This is a genomic window from Actinokineospora sp. NPDC051303, assembly GCF_055586285.1.
This window is the reverse complement of record NZ_JBVJIN010000049.1, coordinates 24,869-40,977: the sequence shown is the minus strand read 5'-3', so window position 1 is coordinate 40,977 and position 16,109 is coordinate 24,869. Positions and strand designations below refer to the sequence as shown.

General features: G+C 68.7%; 13 protein-coding genes. 3 read left to right on the top strand and 10 right to left on the bottom strand.

Features of this window, described 5'->3' with window-relative positions; genetic code table 11:
• The 5 genes from ACZ6SD_RS27025 to ACZ6SD_RS27005 all read right to left on the bottom strand — a co-directional run.
• A partial coding sequence (locus ACZ6SD_RS27025; RefSeq protein WP_465319804.1) for an ATP-binding protein occupies positions 1 to 2,983 on the bottom strand: 2,983 nt, incomplete at its 3' end.
• 8 nt (positions 2,984 to 2,991) lie between these two features.
• Positions 2,992 to 3,615: a hypothetical protein gene (locus ACZ6SD_RS27020; RefSeq protein WP_465319803.1), complete on the bottom strand. Its 624-nt coding sequence runs from the start codon at positions 3,613 to 3,615 to the stop codon at positions 2,992 to 2,994.
• A gap of 90 nt (positions 3,616 to 3,705) precedes the next feature.
• Positions 3,706 to 5,319: a CATRA system-associated protein gene (locus ACZ6SD_RS27015; protein ID WP_465319802.1), complete on the bottom strand. Its 1,614-nt coding sequence runs from the start codon at positions 5,317 to 5,319 to the stop codon at positions 3,706 to 3,708.
• Positions 5,320 to 5,338: 19 nt separating this feature from the next.
• Positions 5,339 to 5,929 carry a TIR domain-containing protein gene (locus ACZ6SD_RS27010; RefSeq protein WP_465319801.1) on the bottom strand — a complete coding sequence of 197 codons (591 nt, stop codon included), beginning with the start codon at positions 5,927 to 5,929 and terminating at the stop codon, positions 5,339 to 5,341.
• Positions 5,930 to 6,211: 282 nt separating this feature from the next.
• Positions 6,212 to 6,562, bottom strand: a complete 351-nt coding sequence (locus ACZ6SD_RS27005; protein ID WP_465319807.1) for an MmcQ/YjbR family DNA-binding protein — start codon at positions 6,560 to 6,562, stop codon at positions 6,212 to 6,214.
• Positions 6,563 to 6,785: 223 nt separating this feature from the next.
• On the opposite strand from ACZ6SD_RS27005, the gene ACZ6SD_RS27000 reads away from it, so the two are divergent.
• Positions 6,786 to 8,066 carry a glycosyltransferase 87 family protein gene (locus ACZ6SD_RS27000; RefSeq protein ID WP_465319800.1) on the top strand — a complete coding sequence of 427 codons (1,281 nt, stop codon included), beginning with the start codon at positions 6,786 to 6,788 and terminating at the stop codon, positions 8,064 to 8,066.
• A gap of 3 nt (positions 8,067 to 8,069) precedes the next feature.
• Here the strand turns inward: ACZ6SD_RS27000 and ACZ6SD_RS26995 are convergent, their stop codons facing one another.
• The gene (locus ACZ6SD_RS26995; RefSeq protein WP_465319799.1) at positions 8,070 to 8,960 is read right to left on the bottom strand and encodes a sigma-70 family RNA polymerase sigma factor; all 891 of its coding nucleotides are present in this window, start codon (positions 8,958 to 8,960) and stop codon (positions 8,070 to 8,072) included.
• 132 nt (positions 8,961 to 9,092) lie between these two features.
• Between ACZ6SD_RS26995 and ACZ6SD_RS26990 the strand changes: the two genes are divergently transcribed.
• Positions 9,093 to 10,217, top strand: a complete 1,125-nt coding sequence (locus ACZ6SD_RS26990; RefSeq protein ID WP_465319798.1) for a DUF371 domain-containing protein — start codon at positions 9,093 to 9,095, stop codon at positions 10,215 to 10,217.
• 884 nt (positions 10,218 to 11,101) lie between these two features.
• Here ACZ6SD_RS26990 and kamB read toward each other — a convergent pair.
• The gene (kamB, locus tag ACZ6SD_RS26985; RefSeq protein WP_465319797.1) at positions 11,102 to 11,764 is read right to left on the bottom strand and encodes a 16S rRNA (adenine(1408)-N(1))-methyltransferase KamB; all 663 of its coding nucleotides are present in this window, start codon (positions 11,762 to 11,764) and stop codon (positions 11,102 to 11,104) included.
• 940 nt (positions 11,765 to 12,704) lie between these two features.
• Here kamB and ACZ6SD_RS26980 point away from each other — a divergent pair.
• The gene (locus tag ACZ6SD_RS26980; RefSeq protein ID WP_465319796.1) at positions 12,705 to 13,748 is read left to right on the top strand and encodes a fatty acid desaturase family protein; all 1,044 of its coding nucleotides are present in this window, start codon (positions 12,705 to 12,707) and stop codon (positions 13,746 to 13,748) included.
• Positions 13,749 to 13,869: 121 nt separating this feature from the next.
• Here the strand turns inward: ACZ6SD_RS26980 and ACZ6SD_RS26975 are convergent, their stop codons facing one another.
• The 3 genes from ACZ6SD_RS26975 to ACZ6SD_RS26965 all read right to left on the bottom strand — a co-directional run bounded on the left by ACZ6SD_RS26975 (position 13,870) and on the right by ACZ6SD_RS26965 (position 16,012).
• The gene (locus tag ACZ6SD_RS26975; protein WP_465319795.1) at positions 13,870 to 14,274 is read right to left on the bottom strand and encodes a hypothetical protein; all 405 of its coding nucleotides are present in this window, start codon (positions 14,272 to 14,274) and stop codon (positions 13,870 to 13,872) included.
• 367 nt (positions 14,275 to 14,641) lie between these two features.
• Positions 14,642 to 15,013, bottom strand: coding sequence for an STAS domain-containing protein (locus tag ACZ6SD_RS26970; protein WP_465319794.1), 372 nt, complete (start codon positions 15,011 to 15,013; stop codon positions 14,642 to 14,644).
• Positions 15,014 to 15,547: 534 nt separating this feature from the next.
• Positions 15,548 to 16,012: a PPOX class F420-dependent oxidoreductase gene (locus tag ACZ6SD_RS26965; RefSeq protein WP_465319793.1), complete on the bottom strand. Its 465-nt coding sequence runs from the start codon at positions 16,010 to 16,012 to the stop codon at positions 15,548 to 15,550.
• Positions 16,013 to 16,109: the final 97 nt, after the last annotated feature.

Sequence of the window (16,109 nt, the reverse complement as noted above, 5' to 3'; positions counted from 1 at the left end):
GCTGGCGGAACCCGAACATCTCGCCCGAGACGGAGAACTGGCCGCGTTCCAAGCGGGAGATACCGGCCACCGGGCTGCCTTTGGCTCTGGCCAGTTCGTTGGCCGCGGCGATTTGGGCGGGGCTGTTGAGGCGGCCGAAGAACTGGGTCATCGCGTTGCCGACGACCTGGTTGTGCAGGCCCTTGGGGGCCTGGGTGGCGAACAGCAGGCCCAAACCGTACTTGCGGGCCTGGGAGGCGAGCACGATCGTGCCACGGGTGCTGGCGGTCAGGGCGCCCGACGCGGCGAGGGTTTGGGCTTCGTCCATGACGAACAGGCCGCCCAGGGGGCGGTCGCCCGCCGGGTTGCGTTTGATCCAGGCGAAAAGCTCCATTTGCAGTTGGTTGACGAAGTTCTGCCGCTGTCCGTCGGACGGCAGGCCGACGAAGCTGATCACCGACACCCGGGCGCGCTTCCCCGGCTCGGGGGTGAGGAGGACACCTGGGTCGACGTGTTCGCCCGTGCCCGCGAAAAGCGGGTCGTTGACCATGGCGGCTTTGAGTTGTTCCGCCAGTTCCGCCGCGATGCGCACGCCGTTGTCGAGGGTGCTCACGCCCTCAGGCAGTTCGGCGAGGACGTCGATGAACTCCGGGAGGCTGCGTGCCCCCGTGCGCGCGTAGTAGATGAGCGCCTGCCGCAGGACGGCTTGGCCGAGGCTGGCCTTGGCGGTCGACCCGGTGAGCCTGATCTGCGGCGCCAGCGTCGCCACGGCGATCTCCACGGCCGCGGTGAACTCGTCGTCGTCATCGAGGACCCCCGCGAAGTCCGGCAGCGGCTGGAAACCCAGCGGCCTGCCGCTCGCCCGGCCCGGTGTCCAGACCACCACGTCGGTCTCGTCCAGGTACCGCTTGGCCATCCGGGCGTCGTCCGGCCCCCACTGCGCTGGCGGTTCCGGCCAGGCGTCGCCGAGCCGCGCGAGGTCGTTGTTCGGGTCGAGCACGATCGCGGACACGCCCAGCAGGGCGCACTCCTCGACGATTCGTCTAATGAGGACTGTCTTGCCCGAACCCGAGCCCGCGAAGATCGCCGCGTGCTTGCGCAGAGCCGCCAACTCGATCCGCAGGGGCTCTCCGGTGTCCGCCACGGTTCCGAGCGTGAACTCCTGGTTCTCGGGCGGCGGGTGGGTTCCCACCTCCGGCGCTCGGGATACGGGCAGCACCGTGGAGAGGAACTGGGAGCGGCTGGCGGGCCTGCGCGCGACCAGCCACTCGTCCAAGTCGTTGCCGCCCTTGGCGAACATCTCCTTGAGCGCCCAGAACGTGCGCAGGTCCGTCTCGGAGAGTTTCACCCGCCGCCCGCCCGCGGCCTCGAACTCCCTGAGCTCGGCCTGGGTCGCGGTCCCCGTCGACCACGATCCGTTGCGGATCAGGATCAGGTGGCGGTTGTCGGCGCCCTGGCGCGCCCCGGCCGCTGACCGGGCTTTGCGCAGGCGGTGCAGCACGGCCACGTGGTGCTTGGCGGAGATCGCCCGGAATGCCCAGTGCTCCTGCAAGTCCAGTGCCTCGTCGACGGTGCGGCTGAGCCAGGCGTGCAACTCGTGCTTGGCCCAGCTTCCCGTCTCGCGGACCCATTCCATGTGGTCGTCGCCGACCTCGGTGATCCAGGCCCGCAGCGCGGCGGACAGCAGTTCCGGCATCAGCTTGTCCTCGGCGCGCTCATCGAGCATCGCCTTGCGCTTCGCGGTCGACCACAGCTTGTCGAACCGGGCGTCGAGCGCGGCCAAGCGATCCGGCTGCGGTTTCTCGGTCGTCACGACGGGCAACCGTGGGGCACGGTCGTCAAACCCGGCCAGTTCCCGGATTTCCCCGGTGCGCAGGCAGGTGTGGATATGGCTGCCCAGTCGCTTCAGCAGCTCACGAGGGGTGTACTGCTGCCACTCCCCCTCGAAAGCGGACGGCGCCACCGGCCAAGTGGGGTGCGGCGGCGTGAACTTCATGTCCTTATACGCCACGCCGACCCGGGTCTCAATCAGCGCGCGGCCAAGCGCGGCGTCAGTGATGCGGCCAAGGGTGAGCGATTCGCGGAAGCGGTCCGGGACCGTGTCCACGGCCTTGGTCTTGATCTGCTCCCAGGTGCCGGGAAGGCATGCCAGCACGGTGACGGTCCGGCGGGTGACCTCGCGCAACCGCATCAGCCCGTCGGCGATCTGCGCCACCAGCAGGGCCGACTCGCCGCCAGAGTCCCTGAGCTGCGTGATCTGCTTTGGCTCACGCGCGATCAGGGTGTCAAGCTGGTCGACGGCCACCACGGTCGGACCCGTCAGCGCCAGAAGCTGCGAGATGTCGTAGACCTGGGTCAACAGCGACTTCGGGTGTCGGCGGATTCCCCACTTGCGCCGCTCACCGCGAACCGACTCGTCAAATCCGCCCAGGTAGTCATCCCCGATGTAGCTCTGGTCGGCGTCCTCGCTGGCAGACAGGACCAGTGCCCGCGCGGTGTCGTGGCACTCCTGCGCCACTTGGGGGTCGAGTTCGCGGAGCCCGGCGACAAAGGCGTCGAGGTCTTTCCTGGTCAGGTTCCGCGCGCCGGTGACGGCATCGGTGGTCTGCTTCCCGACCTTGGCCCGGTCGCATACCCGCCTCAGGAAGGTCCTGAGCTGGGATTCACCGGTCTCGTTCGGTCGCGCGAGGCCCCCGCGCAGGGAGTTGGCGGTGTTCTCCCAGAAAGCGTCGCCTGCGGTGATGTCGTTGAGGAAGAAGTAGCCGCCCGCGCAGTGCACTCGACGGCGGATCTGGCCAAGCAGGTGCGTCTTGCCGACCCCCTTCTGCCCCTGCAAGACCAGCCCGATGGGGCTGGGGCCATCGCTGGCCACCGCCTCCGCGATGCCCGCTTCGATCGCCGAGGACACATCGGAGTGCATACCGTCCACATGGTACGGAGAATCCCGCCACACGTGGTCGGGCGTGTTGGCCGGGTTCAAATGCAGCGCCCGCAACGCTTCCATTGGCCCGATCATGACGCCGCCAGGGAAAGCAGGTGGCTGTCCTCGCCGCCGATGCGGATGGCCGCGTCATGGTCGGCTTCGGTAAGCGTCTTGCGGTTCGGGTCGGGCGCTAGGTGCGCCTGCTTGGTGCGGCTCAGTTCCTTGAGCACCGCGTCGACCTCCGCTCTCGGCGCGCCATCGAGCATGGGGCGCAGGTCGGCCAGCCGCACCCAGTCCCGTGGCGACGGAGCCAGCTTCCGGTACGCCAGGCGTATCCGGCTTTCGATCTCTTCCGCCGTCCAGTCGGCCTCGGCCACGAAAACGTCGCCCAGCCGAAGGTTCTCTCGGCGCAGGAACCGGCCGACCCCGCCGAGCAGGACGTAAAGCGCGGCGCCGAGGTAGCCGGGCCGAGGTGGCGCCTGCGTGCCCAGTTCGTCGCCGCACCAAGCCCACCCCCGATCGGTCAACTCGTGGACGAAGCACCGTCCCTGCTTCCTGCTGGTGACCATCTGCAGATCGTTGAGCCCCCTGCGGTCCTTGCCGTCGAGCGCGAAGCCCAGAATGGCCTGTAGTTGGGGATTGGACACCTCCTTGTTGAGCGCCATCAGCGTCAGCATGGCCGCGATCTGCTTGTGTCCCAATTGGTCAGTCATCCGATGTCCTCCGGGCACGCCTGAGTTCTCGGCCCAGCGAGCGAGCCGGGCCGAAACCGAGATGGTTCTATTCGGGCAAACCTCGAAAACTCACGGCCCAGTGCCGTTCGGTTTCGCCTCTTGTCCTTCGAGCAGCCGTACGAGATTTTCGATCATCAAGCGGATTTCCTCCGGAGCCTCGACGCGGTAGTCGTCCTGGCCGTAGACAGACCGGGGTCGGCCCGCGAGTTCGACATCCACCGCGGCCTCGTGAATCCGCGCTTCGTCCCTCGCCGTGACAGCGGCGGACAAGGCGAAAACGGCGTCTTCCACGAGTTCCCACAACACCGGGCGAAGGGTGGCGCGAGCGGTCCGGCGAAGCAGGGCGGCGAGATCGGCACCCGTGTCGCCGCTGTCATCCATGGATGTGGAGCCGTCGAGTTGGGCCACCAGGCTGCGCGCCACTTCAGCGGGTCCGTGTGCGGAACCGATTCTGAGATAGCGCAGGTTGCCGACGTAACCGGGCAGTGAGTTCACGTCGGCGTTCTCGGTGAGCACCGGGATCAGTCTGCGGTCTTGGCCGAGAGTGCGGCGCAGGAACAGATCCACCTCGACCGACTGCCACCGGCTGACCTCGCCGTCGACCACCAGGCACAGGTGGCGGGCGTCGTCCACCCTGCCGAGCATGGACCGGTCTCCCGACAGCGACCGCCCCACCCGAACGCCGAGCACGCGCAGTTCCTCGATCAGCGAATCAGCGACCGCCAGGGCCGACCGCGGCGCGCTCACCACCACATCGTGCGCGAACTCGCCGTTCCCGATCTGGGCGGCGGCCACATAGGCGTCGCGGTTCTCGGCCAGCAGCAGCGTGTGGTCGAAGTGGTGCGCGACGACCGCGGCGACCGTCTCCAGGGCGAAGCCGATCTGGTCCGCGGTCGGGGACGCCTCGAAGCTGACGGGCAGTTGCTCGCCGAAACTCCAGTAGGAGACATAGGGAAGGGTGAGGTGCTTGGACATCACCTCGGGCGAGACGGCCCGGTCGAGCCAGTTGCCGAACAGCCCGCTTGTTTCTTCCAGACAGGTGCGCCGCCACTGTTCGGCGCGCTCGTACTCAACCCGACTGTCGAATCTGGACAGCACCGGCAGCACGGGAAGTTGCGGCCGGTCGTATGGCATGCGGTCACGAGCCTGACCAGCGCGTTCCACTATTTTCTTCGCGCCCTGCATGCTCTGCACGTTCGCGGTGAACAGGACGACAAGCCGGTCGGGAAGATGCGCGGTGCAGATGCTGCCGATGTCGGACACGCCGGTGCGGCTGTCGAGCAGGATGTAGTCGTAGTCGGCCGTCCATTGCGCACGGCACCGTTCAAGGAAATCGGCGAATCCGTTGTCGTAGAGCCTCGCCCAGTCGATGCTCTGCACTTTGGTTATGTAGTCGGCGTCTTGCCTGCCCGCCGCCATGAGATGGAGCGTTCCCGGGCCGGTCAACGGGGTCACGTGGTCGCTGACCGGGCGGTCGACGCCGGACAGGAAGTCGTCCACTAGGTCGATGGTCCCGCTGGTGGGCTCGGTCTCCGTCATGGGCCGGAAGTAGTCGTGCAGGCCAGGCGCCTCCAAGTCCCAGTCGACGCACAGCACGCGGTGGCCCCACCGCGCCAACAGCACGGCGATGTTGGCGAGGGTGAAACTGCGGCCAACACCGCCCTTGTATGAGTAGAACGTCACGACAGTCCCGGCCATGGCGTCAGAGCCTCGGTAGGGGCGTCGGCGGGGGAAGCGGGGGTTCCGGCCGGTCGACAGGCCAATCGGGGCGCCACTCGGGCACCCGTTGCAGCAGTTCCGCGAGTTCGATGGCGATCTTCTCCAACTCTCGGTGAAACCCGAGGAAGTCCATGCTTTGCTGGAACTGGGCGTACGGCAGGTTCCACGGTTTCAAGTTCTGCATCTGCCGATTGCGGGCGTAGTCGGGAAAGTTCACCGAGTCGGAGAAGAGCACCGGGTAGATCAACCCCTGAGGCTGTTCCGGTGAGGCCAGGCCAAGAAGTTTCTCCCGTTGCGCCATGGAGTGCCACTCCGCCAGGCACCACGGGGACCGGAAGTACTGCGGTGAACACACCGGAACCAGGACGCGGGTTCGCCGCAGGGCCGACTCCAACTCCAGCGGCCACTCCACCCCACCACGGATCTTCTCGTCGTGGAAGATTTTTGGCGTGTAGTCGAGGTTGTCGATCAGCAGGTCCCGAAGGTTGGGGATGAAATGGTTGCGAACCCACTCGGGCACCTTGCCCAGGCGCCGGTAGCTAATGAACACGTCGTACTCGTACACGCGCGCCATCGCTCCTTCGTGGACCTGTTGTTGGGCGGTCCGAGCGTAAAGCAGCGAGACCGCGCACAACAGACTCCGAACATGCGAAAAAGTGGACAATCACTGGACAGGACGACAACCACGTGATCGAATCGACATCCCATCGTTCCCGCTGGCCTGTAACGATTTCTCGGCAAGCGAATTTGCGACAAAGTCCTCATTGGAAGTCACCGACCGCGCTCAACGGGCACTCGACGCCAGAAGCCGCCGGGAAAGAGTCCCGGCCCGAGCGGGGAGGTTCACGATCGGAAGTTAGTCACTCACCGGGAGCGGGTGTTCGTCGGCGAGAGGTTCGGGGGCGGACAGGCGCCAAGCCTCGTAGAGGAGTTCCAGGAGCTCGTCGGCGTCGATCTTGGGGAGGTGGACGACGATCCAGCCGAAGCCGCCCGCGGTGAACTGGACCTCGAAGACGTCGGGGCGTTCGGCGACCAGGGCGATCTGCTCGGACAGGGTCTGCTTGAGGCCGACCGTGCTCGTCCTCGGCCAGTGGTAGCCGAACCGCTTGCCGCACACGCTGAACGACATGTAGTCCCGCGCCTTGGCGCGCTCGACCTCGGCGAGACGGTCGACCATCCGCAGGAACTCACCGCTGGACACACCCATGTGGGTCATTCTCGCCCACACCACCGACAGCCCGGCGCCCGCCGGGGGCGAGCGGGCGGTGGAAAGCGCGCGGCGAATGTCGAATGCACTCACCAATGACGTGGTCGGCCAGAGGCCGTCGGCTGGCGGAAAACCGACCGCGACACTCCGAGAATTCGCCCGTCCGGGTGGTCGTTGGCCTTTCCGCGCGTTCTGGCGGGGAAGCCGTGAGAAAGTCACCGCGGTGAGTTGGAATTCCTCCACCAGAAGACCGCGCGCCCTACCCGGTTCCGTCGCCTGGCTGGCCGGGGCGGGCATGCTTCTCTTGATCGCCTTGTACGTCTACCACGCCTGGGGAATCCGCTGGGTTCCGCTGCGCTCCGCGCTGACCGATTTCTGGTCCTATGTCGCCGCCGGGCAGGCCGTCCTCGACGGGGCTCCGCTCTACGAAGAGGGCAAGGCAGCGCTGCCGACGATCGGGGGCACGTTCAAATACACCCCGTTCGCCGCGGTGCTGTTCGTGCCGCTGGTCGGGATTCCGGTGTCGATCGCGCCCGCCCTTGTGCTGGGCGCGAACGTCTTCGCCCTGCTCGCCGTGGTGTGGACAGGCTGGGGCATGCTCGGCCACGCCATCGACCACGGCAGGCTCGCCGCCACCGCCGCGCTCGGCGCGCTGAGCCTGGGGCTGCAACCGGTGCTGTGGAACAACACCTGGGGCCAGGTCAACCTCGTCCTCATGGCCATGGTCGTCCTCGACCTCGCCCTGCCCGACCGCCACCGCGCCAAGGGCGTCCTGGTCGGCGTCGCGGCGGGCATCAAGCTCGTCCCGGGCATCTTCATCGTCTACCTGCTGCTCACCAGGCGCTTCCGGGCCGCCGCGGTCTCCGCGTCGGCGGTCGCGGCCACGGTCGGCGTCGGGTTCCTGGTCCTCGCGGGCGAGTCGTGGCGGTTCTGGACCGGCAACTTCGCCGACGCCAACCGCATCGTCGGGTCCGCGTTCACCCTCGCCTCGGAGAACCAGACCCTCCGCGGCGTCATCGGCCGGGCCCTGGGCGACCAAGAGCCTCCAACCCTGCTGTGGCTCTCCGTCGCGGGGTTGGTGACGATGGTCGCGCTCACGGTAGCGGTGCTTGCCAGCAGGCAGGGAAACGAGCTTCTCGCCGTCGCGACAGTCGGCGTCACCGGCGTCCTGGTAGCGCCCATGGGCTGGTCCCACTACTGGGTCTGGTTCGTCCCCTTCCTCGTGCTCGGCGCCCACGCCGCCTACGTCAACCGCTCCCGCCTGATGCTGGCGTCGACGGTCGCGGGCTACCTGCTGCTGTTCGCGTGGCCGATCGGCACCAACATCGGCCTCCCGTTTCCCGGCCTCCTGTTCGCCAAGGACGGCCTGCCCACCGCCGCGGTGACCGCGCTGCAATCCCTGCACGTGACCGTCGGCCTGGTGTTGCTGGCCTTCGCCGCCGTCCACGTGTTCCAGGAGGCCGCCGATCGGCCACGGGAACCCGCCCTACCGGTTCTCCAGTAGTCGCTAGAGGGCCGACAAGTCGAGTTCGGCGAGGTGGGCAGGGTCGGCGACGACGTCGATGGCGACGATCTTCCCGCCGCTGACGACGATGTCGAAGACGACGCGGGGCTCGCCGTTGGGCGCCCACATGCCCCCGACCGCTCCGTTGACCAACGCCAACCCGACAGCGCGGGCGCGGCCGGTGAACGCCTTGGCCACCGACGCCGCGCCGCGGACCTCGGGCGCCAGGACCGGCGCGCCCGCCGCCTGGCTCGCCGTGGCGCCCGCGATGGCTATCGGGTCGGCGCGGAGCACGACGTCCGGGGCGAGGACGGCGAGCAGGGCCGTGAAATCGCCGCCGCGGGAGGCGGTTAGGAAGGCGTCGACCACTTCCCGTTGCCTGGCGAGGTCCACCTCGGGGGCGGAAGACGCGCCTTGGACTCGGCGGCGGGCACGGCTGGCGAGTTGCCGGGCAGCGGCCGGTGAGCGCTCGATGATGGCCGCGATCTCGTCGAAGGGGACGGCGAACATGTCGTGCAGGACGAACGCCAGGCGCTCGGCGGGGGCCAAAGTCTCCAGGACGACCAGCAGCGCCGGGCCCACGGTGTCGGCGAGCACGGCTTGGTGTTCCGGGCCAGCCTCCACGGCGGGCGACTCGGGGATGTCGTCGCCGACCGGGTCTTCACGGCGGGTCTTGCGGGAGCGGAGCATGTCCAGGCACACCCGGGACACGACCGTGGTGAGCCAGCCCGCCAGGTTGCGCACCTCGTCGGTGTCGGCGCGGCTGAGCCGTAGCCACGCCTCCTGGACGGCGTCCTCCGCCTCGGGGAGCGAGCCGAGCATCCGGTAGGCCACCGTGCGTAGGTGGGCGCGGTTGTCCTCGAATCGCCTGGCCAGCCAGTCGCTGTCGGTCACGGTCACATCCTTCGATCAGGTTCCGTCGTAGGGGTGACGTGCCCACCTCGACCGTTGTGACAGGACACCAGCCCGGTGCTGATACTGCCCGCGTCACTATGCTCGATCGGACCAGGGAGAGGTGCGGGGACGGTGGCGGACGAGTTGCTGCGGCTGCGGTGCCGAGGGCACCCGCTGATCCGGGCGACCCATGCCAAAACCCTGGAGTTCGCCGTCGACTCCGACATCACCGGCCGGGCGACGTGCGTGGTCGGCGTCGACAGCGCGCTGGTCGGCGACCCGCCGCCCGCCCTCGCGGGCCCCGTGCTGATCACGATCAGCGCGGGCGGCGAGACCGCGACCGTGCGCGCTCTGGCCAACTCCCGCTGGCGACCCGGCGACACGGCCGTCGTGCGCCGCAGCGGCGAACGGCTACCGAACACCCTGGCCACCGACGCCGACCTCGCCTCCGCCGACCTCCCGCGCGCCCTGGCCGCCGCCATGGCCGACCCGGCCGCGGTGATCGACGTCGTGGTCGAGCGCGACGACCGGCCGGACCCGCGGCTGATCCGCTACCGGGCAGGCCAGGGCCACGACGACCGGCTCGCGGCCGAATGCGCGGCCGCGGACGTCATCCTCGCCGAAGATCCCGCCGCCCGGTCGGTCGTTACCGCGCACGGTGGGATCGTCGGCGCCGAGGCGCCCCTTTCCGACGCACGAATCCTGGCCGTGTCGACCGTGGACACCACGAGCCCGGCCGTGCGTGCGCTGCTGGCCGACCGGCCCGTGGTCGAGGTGCTCGGCCTGCCACCCGAGTTGGCGGTGGCGAAGGCGTCCCCGCTCGGCGGACCGGTGCTGCTCGCCACCGCATTCGCCCGACGCGAAGTCGTGCGGCTGGCGACGGCGCACCGATCGTCCACAGTGGTCTTCCGCTGCCCGGTAAGCGAACTGCCCCGGCACCTGGACGACGCAGAACGCGCGATCGGCACCCAGGCGGCGACTGTGCTGCCGCATGGCGGGGAGCTTCCGGTGTGGGGGCCGCTTGCCCGGATCCGCGAGATCGGCGGCTCGGGGGACGTCCTGTGCGCGCTCGACCCCGTCGAGAACTTCCCCACCGATCCCGCGCCGGATCTGACCCCCGCCGCGCTGCTGACCACGCTCTTGGCCCAGGACGTGTCGGCGAAGACGCTCGCCCGCGCGCTCGCGGAACAGCCGGGGTGGTCACGCAAGCAGGCCTACGACTTCGTGCTCGGCTTGGACCGTCCACACAGGGGCTGACCAGGCCAAACCCGAGTTATCCACAGGGCAGCGCGCATCCCTTTGCCGCCGGGCACCCGCGTCGATAACTTGGAAGAGGGCAGGAACTCAGGGGCCGCCACCCTTCTGGGAACATGCCTGCCGCAGCACTAGACGACATCGCTGGTTGCCCTTCGGCCATTAGGGGTCAGGGGGAGAGGAGGTTTCAAGGGAACGGAGTTATCGGGCAAGCGGAGTCTCGGGCGCATGAGAGTCTCCCGGTTAGTAGGCGTCCTGGACGCGCTTATGGGTCTCAAGGCGCAGGGACCCAGCGGACAAGGGGGGGCCTCGGGCACGCGGAGCTATGTGCGAACGAGGCTTGGGGACGCGGGGTTCGCTCACCGGCAGGTCGCAGGCACTTGGAGCAGCGGAGAAGGCTCTGGTGCCTGGAACTCGCTGGCGACAGGTTGTGGACACGCGGGGCCCTGCGGCGGAGAAGGCTCGGGTGTGTGGGCTTCGCTGGTGCATGGGGTGGCCGGGTACGCCGAGTCTCACGGCGAACAAGGCTTCGATGTGCGGGAACCACTGGTGGACAGGGGCGCGTGCACAGGAGCCTCGCGACCAACACGCTCGGCGCGCGGGATTCGCTAGTAAACGGTGGGGCCGAGTACGCGGAATCTCGCGGCGAACAAGGCTCGGGTGCGCGGGAATCGCCAGCGGACATTCGCGGGCACAGCCTTGCGACCAACAACGCTCGGGTGTGCGGGCTTCGCTGGTGCACGGGGTCGCCGGGTACGCCGAGCCTCACGGCGGCAAAGGCTCAGGTGTGCGAGATGCGCCGACGGGTGGGGTTGCCGGGCATGGCGAGTTCGCCGGGTGGGTTGCGGGTGGGGCTGCGGCGCGTCCGGGCGATCACTACGGCTCGGTCAGGCGGCGCTGTCCGGGGTGGGGTTGATCAGGCCGGTCAGGGCGAGGACGTCGAGTTGGTCACGGGAGGAGTTGAGGCGGCGGGTCCATGAGGTCGCGAGGGCGCTGATGCCTTCTGCGTCGAGGTATTCCGCGGTGTCCAGGCGCCAGTCGGCTGCTTTGAGGGCTGGGCCCAGGTCGGTGGCGGCGGACTCGGGGGTTGGTTCGGGGTGGTCGCCGACCTCGGGGACGGGGGGGCGCCAGGCGTGCAGGTTGAGGGTGATCAGGAAGGTGGTGTCGGGAACACAGACGGCGGCGAGGCCGCGCAGCATGGCCGGGTCGGAGCCGAGCATGCCGCGCAGGAGGCTGCCCCAGGGCATGAGGACATGCAGGTCGGTGACGCCGTGCAGGTCCGCGGGGAGGTGTTCGGCCGCGGCCCAGAGATAAAGGAGGTTGGGGAGTCCGCCTTTGCGGGCGCTGGCCTTGGTGGCGACCTTGCGCAGGTTGTCCTTGGCCGCGTCGAGGCCGATCACGAGGCGGTCGGGGTGGGCCTTGGCGAGGTGGAAGGCGTGCTTGCCGTCGCCGGTGCCGACGTCGAGGGTCACGCCGTCGTGCTGGGACAGCAGGGTGTCGAAGTCCGGGCCGCTGAGGTCTACGACCTGCTTTCCGGTGATGCGGCGCATGTGGAACAGCCTAACGATCGGCTTCGGCGCGGGACGGGCACGATCCCGTTCAGCGGCGGAGAGGGACGGCGATGGCGGCCGTCCACTTGGCGCGAACGCGACATGCGGCGGCGTGTTCGGCGGGGTGATCCTCTCCTGGCGCCGCCACGGTTCCGGCACGCCCGGCTGGCGCCCGAGGGACGCTGAGGCAGCAGGCAAGCGCCTTCGTGCCGTCCGGCGAGCGCATCCATGCGCCGGGCAAGCACCTCCTTGCCCGTTCGGCAAACCGCCGCGCCGTCCAGCAAGCACTCTCCCTGCCGTCCAACAACCGCCGCCACGCCGTCCAGCAAGCACCTCCACGCCGCCCAGCAACCGCCACCGCGCCGCCAGCAGGCGGCCTCCACACCGCCCAGCAACCGCCCCGTCCAGCGAGCACCTCCACGGCAACCGGCGAGCGTTTCCGTGTCCGTTCGCCAACTTCCTCCCCGGCCCTCCGGCAACCACCTCCGCGCCGCCGCACAACCGCCTCCACGCCCGACGACAACCACACCGTCCGCCAGCAAGCACCTCCGTGCCGTTCGGCAAGCGCTCCAGTACCCGCTGGCAAACGCCTCCCGTGTCCGTTCGGCGAGCGCTTCCGTGCTGTGGGGCAAACACCTCGGCGCCGTCCGGTGAGCGCTTCGGTGTCGTCGGGCGACCGGGGCGCGAGGTGGGGCGCGCGGGAGGTTCCCAGGCCGAGGCGTTGACCTCCGCGCTTGCCGAACCCCCACGTCGATGAGACGCTGAACCCAGGTCACGGAGGTGCCGTGACCCCGCCTCGCCCGCTACTCGGCGCTGGTCCGTTTCCGCGAGCCAGGCGAAGTCTCCGGCGAATTCCGCCGAAGTTCTCCGCGACTTTTTTCGACGCGTCTCGTCCTCGCGCCCGCGGACGCGCCGCCCACCCACGGGAAGACAGAACTACATGACCTCATCCGATATCGCCACCATGACCGGGCCGCCACCGGCGACAGCAAGCGACTTCACCGCGCTGTCACGCCGGATCCGGGCGGCAGGCCTGCTCGAACGACGCCGCGGCTACTACATCGCCCGCATCACCCTGAACCTGATCGCGCTCGCCGCGGGCTGGGGCGCCTTCGTCTTCCTCGGCGCGAGTTGGTGGACGCTGGCCGTCGCCGCTTTCCTCGCGGTGATGTTCACCCAGCTGTCGTTCATCGGACACGACGCCGGGCACAAGCAGATCTTCCGCACGAAGCGGGCCAACGACATCACCGGCCTCGCGCACGGCGCCCTGGTCGGGCTCAGCTACGGCTGGTGGGTCAACAAGCACAACAAGCACCACGCCAACCCCAACCACGAAGAGGACGACCCCGACCTCGACATCGGCCCGCTGGCGTTCACCGTGGCCGACGCGAAGGCCAAGCGCGGGTTCGTGCGCTGGACCGTGCGCAACCAGGCGTACCTGTTCTTCCCCCTGCTGCTGCTCGAAGGCCTCAACCTGCACGTGTCCAGCGCGCAGGCCGTGTGGTCCGGCGAGGTGAAGTCCGCCCGGCGGACCGAGAAGACACTGCTGATCGGCCACGCCGTCGTGTACCTCGCGGCCGTGTTCCTGGTGCTGCCGCCGCTGATGGGCCTGGCGTTCATCGCCGTCCACCAGGGCCTGTGGGGTGTGTACATGGGCTGCTCGTTCGCCCCGAACCACAAGGGAATGCCCACCGTCCCCGCCGGACAGACCCTCGACTTCCTGCGCAAGCAGGTGCTGACTTCCCGCAACGTGCGCGGCGGAGTGGTCACCGACATCGCGCTGGGCGGGCTCAACTACCAGATCGAGCACCACCTGTTCCCCAACATGCCCAGCCCGAACCTGCGGCACGCGCAAGCGATCGTCCGCGACCACTGCGCCGAGCACGGCATCGAGTACGCCCAGTGCGGCCTGTTCGCCTCCTACGGGCACGTGCTGCGGCACCTGCACGAGGTCGGCGCCCCGCTGCGCGCCTCGACAGCCTGACCCCAGCGCACCCGAGCCCCGGCGACCTGTCCAGGTCGCCGGGGCTCGTCGGTCACCGCGTCACAAGGTCACGGCCGCACGGCTCGCGTTCCCTCAGGACACGTTGGCGGAGATGCGGGGATCACTCACCCGCGGCGGCGTCGGAGCCAGTTCCGGTCTCGGTGCCGGTCCCCGCGTCCGTGCCGGAGGCAGCGTCCGTGCCGGAAGCCGCGTCCGTTTCGGAACCGCTGGACGCGGTGTCCGAGGCGGTGTCCGAGGCGGTGTCAGAGTCGGAGCCGCCGCCGGTGAGCCCGCTGAGGGGGCCGCCGTTGCCGCCGATGAGACCGCCGAGGGGACCCTTGCCCCCGCCGAGGCCGAGAACGCTCTGCAGCAGGCTCATGACGCCCGAGGGCAGGATCTTCTCGGTCGCACCGGTCTTCGCGACGTCGGTGATGGTCTTGTCATCGATGTCGGACGCGCTGGCCGAGACCGGGAGCGCGGACTCAGGGGTGTCAGCGGCCGCGAGGCCCACTCCGGCCAAGGACATCGCACCCACGGTCGCGGCCGCGGACGCGATCCGAACGAGGTGACGGTTCATACGAGTGTTCCTCTCCAAAAGGGTTCGACTTGCGGGCCAATCGCTACCAGGTTGATCGAACCGTGACCATCCGATCACCTGAAGTGATGAGCCTCGGAGTCAATGCGAACCGCACTCGAATAACCGACCCCAACCCCCGGAAGCGTGAAGCGTCGGGCCTGTCACGGATAGCGCAGTCACGATCACGAGCTTTGCGCCGTGTGAGTTACCCGTCTGTGCGGCAAGATCACCCGTTGGGCTCAACTGTTACCGTGGCGGCGAAAAACACTCGAACGAGCGACTCGGCTTTCGGCGCGAGATCCGAATGAACGGACCGTCACCAGGAGGAGCGGACCGCCGGTTCGAGCGCGGCGTTGAGATCGCGGTAGACCGTGACCACGTCGCGGACCCCGGTCACCTGGAGAGTGTGCAGCGCGGGCCCGAGCGGGGCGGCCACCCGAAGCAGCCTGCCCCGGTGCAGGCAGTGGTAGTGGGCCCGGATCAGCAGCGGAGCCGTGCCCACGCTCATGAACGTCACCTGCGAGAGGTCGACCACGACGAAGCGCTTGACGGTGTCCTCGGCGCACGCGTCCTCGACCTGCTCGCGCCACGGACGCTCGGTGAGCAGGTCGATCCGGCCCGCCGCCGAGACCACGACGGCCGAACGCGTCCGGCGCGTGGCGACCACCAACGGCTCGCGCGACTGCACGGCGGGCCTCCCGGACTTCTCAAGCCTGCGCGCGGGAGGACCGCCTGCGCGAGCGGCTGGGGCGGATGATCACCGACGCGGCGTGCCGCTCGATTTCCGAGGGACTATAACGCCGTCTATTCACCGTACCCGCACCGCGACACTCCCGCGTGCCCAAGACCACAGCGCGCGGACCCCTATTCGTTGATCACGACAACGGCGACTGTCGCTTTCGTCAATGTCAACGTCACCGCCGCGCACGACGACGGGCTTCCGCGATGTCCGGCACGAGGCGCTGCTCGTCCCGCGAACACTCGCCGATGTCATGCCGCCGTGTCCGGGCACGCCACTCCAGCGCGGCTTTGGCCCACGCGAGGTCCCTCAGTTCGACTGACATACCGAGTCGATCGACCACGCAGAGCGTTGTGTTACCGAAAGCCTCTACCGCCACCCGATTGAAGTAGTAACGCCCACGATCGTGGTAAAGAATTGCTCCGCTACGGGTAATTGGCGGTTTTCCGACGACCGAAAAGCGCGCCCCCGACCCGACCGGGTTCAGCGCGCCACCTCAGGCGGGAACCCGCCCGTGGCGATCGGCCCCCAGCGCTCGATGGCGATCCGGATCAGGCACTTGCCCTGGCGCACCATGGCCTGCCGGTACTCGGCCCAGTCCGGGTGCTCACCGGAAACCGCGCGGAAGTACTCGACCAGGGGTTCCAGCGCGTCCGGCAGGTCGAGGACCTCGGCGCGACCGTCGACCTGGACATATGGGCCGTTCCAATCGTGGGAAACCACGCACAGGGAAACCGCCGGGTCGCGCCGCGCGTTGCGCGCCTTGGCCCGCTGCGGGTAGGTCGAGATCACCACCCGCCCCTCGGCGTCGACCCCGTGGGTGACCGGCGACATCTGCGGCCGCCCATCGGCGCGAGTGGTCGCCAACACGCACCGCGTCCTGGCCCGCAGAAAGTCCAACAACTCGGCCCGCTCCGGCATCCGTGCGGTGGCGATTCGCGGCGACATACCCCGACCCTAAGCCCGATCAAATCCGCCTGCCTGCCTGATCCACCTACCTGCCAGGTGCTTCACGAGATGGAGCAGCAAACCTTCCTACCTGCCA

What these genes read in the sequence shown, in the direction of transcription:
- ACZ6SD_RS27020 (WP_465319803.1), bottom strand. Translation starts at nt 3,615, where the DNA reads ATGACTGACCAATTGGGACACAAGCAGATCGCGGCCATGCTGACGCTG.
- ACZ6SD_RS27010 (WP_465319801.1), bottom strand. Translation starts at nt 5,929, where the DNA reads ATGGCGCGCGTGTACGAGTACGACGTGTTCATTAGCTACCGGCGCCTG.
- ACZ6SD_RS27005 (WP_465319807.1), bottom strand. Translation starts at nt 6,562, where the DNA reads ATGGGTGTGTCCAGCGGTGAGTTCCTGCGGATGGTCGACCGTCTCGCC.
- kamB (WP_465319797.1), bottom strand. Translation starts at nt 11,764, where the DNA reads ATGCGCCGCATCACCGGAAAGCAGGTCGTAGACCTCAGCGGCCCGGAC.
- ACZ6SD_RS26980 (WP_465319796.1), top strand. Translation starts at nt 12,705, where the DNA reads ATGACCTCATCCGATATCGCCACCATGACCGGGCCGCCACCGGCGACA.
- ACZ6SD_RS26975 (WP_465319795.1), bottom strand. Translation starts at nt 14,274, where the DNA reads ATGTCCTTGGCCGGAGTGGGCCTCGCGGCCGCTGACACCCCTGAGTCC.
- ACZ6SD_RS26965 (WP_465319793.1), bottom strand. Translation starts at nt 16,012, where the DNA reads ATGTCGCCGCGAATCGCCACCGCACGGATGCCGGAGCGGGCCGAGTTG.